At 38.8% G+C, this 983-nt stretch carries 1 protein-coding gene; it reads right to left on the bottom strand.

What is annotated here, in order from left to right:
- A partial coding sequence (locus A5294_RS01905) for a thioredoxin domain-containing protein (protein ID WP_064340305.1) occupies positions 1-806 on the bottom strand: 806 nt, incomplete at its 3' end.
- Positions 807-983: the final 177 nt, after the last annotated feature.

A 983-nucleotide genomic window follows, 5' to 3' on the forward strand; every position in this document is an offset into this window, starting at 1 on the left:
GTTACTGTTGGAGTTGTCATAGATCCTTTATTTGAACCGCTGACATTCCACAATTCCTTACGATCAGGAGTGTATTTATTAACTAGCAGCTGCCACTTCAAATATTGGCGGTTAAAAGCTTTACTTGCAATTTCGTTTGGAATTCCAGATTTCTTAGCCAGTTTAATCAATTCTTTATTGCTTACAGGCTTATATCCCTCGCCTTCTTCCGGCTGGAATTTTTCGTTAAAAATACCATTGATAAACTGAAGCAAATGCTTTGGATCGTTATCATATGAAGCGATATAAGCAATAGCACTAGAAACACGAGTCGAGTAATGGTCAGTAGAAAGTCCATCCAAGAATGACATTGGGTGAAGTTCTAGGTTAATTTGACCTGCTTCAACCATTTTAATTAAAGTTTCATCAACAGTACGATTAAAGTTTCCACAGCCAGGGCACAAAGGATCAAAATAAGTAGCAACTGTAGGAGCACCAGCAGCTTGCTTACCGTACCCATCCTTGCTAAGAAGAATTCCATTCTTAGAATTAACACCGCTTGGACGAATACTTGGATCAATATTATCCAAATTATGATTAGATTTTGCAGATTGCTCTACTTTTTTCTGAGGCTGAACGTAAGCTGCCTGATACGCAGTAATGCCTACAGCAGCCAACATAGCCGCAACAATAATTACTACAATAACGCCGATAATTGCTTGCTGACGACGCTCACGCGCGGCACGTTCGCGATTTTCTATGGTTCTTTGTAGGCGAGTAGCAGATGAATCTCCCTGCTTATTATCACGCATCTGAATTTTAGGCATTGTTATCCTTCAACCCTTTATTTCGCATGCTAAGACTAGTTCCTAGCAGCATTCTTGCTAATGAAATAATAACCTCACCACAGTTTAGTAGATGGCATCAACGGAAAATACACATTACGTATCGTACTATTTTTATTTTTCAAATGATTTTCCAGAATAAAATAACGCACCTAATCC

This window comes from Gardnerella sp. 30-4, from assembly GCF_001641215.1.
Lineage (GTDB): Bacteria > Actinomycetota > Actinomycetes > Actinomycetales > Bifidobacteriaceae > Bifidobacterium > Bifidobacterium leopoldii.